This window comes from Pseudomonas sp. KB_15, from assembly GCF_052114525.1.
In the GTDB taxonomy this organism is placed as follows: domain Bacteria; phylum Pseudomonadota; class Gammaproteobacteria; order Pseudomonadales; family Pseudomonadaceae; genus Aquipseudomonas.
The window spans coordinates 1-374 of record NZ_JBFREX010000340.1; the positions used below are offsets into that span (position 1 = coordinate 1).

Below are 374 nucleotides of genomic sequence, written 5' to 3' on the forward strand. Positions count from 1 at the left end.
CCGCCCTCGTGCGGCCAGATATTCGGGCCACCACGGCCATTGACCTCGAACGCGTAGATGCCYACATCGGTGTGGTTGTAKCCAACCATTTCCACCGAGATTGGCTCGTCGCCGCAACCGGACATTGCCAGTGACAATGCTGCTAGCAGGCCGGCTATCCACGCCCGTGGGCGCGCTACTATGTAAGGCATGACTCTCCTCRTGRAMCTGTGGTTACTTGCGCGCCTCGTCGCCCTTCAASGGRTAGTCAGGATGACGRAGCGCCATCATSGTCACGAASACCTTGACGTTGCCGTCGCGCAGGAAATGSACSGCRAACCTTCCAATTTCCTCTGGCCCRTAGGGCGGCACGGGGACGATCCGCTCCTGCGGAA

1 pseudogene is annotated in these 374 nt (G+C 60.3%); it reads right to left on the reverse strand.

The features are described from left to right. Window positions 1–191 (reverse strand): annotated as a pseudogene (locus AB4Z35_RS31185) (hypothetical protein); the annotation flags it as partial. Window positions 192–374: the final 183 nt, after the last annotated feature.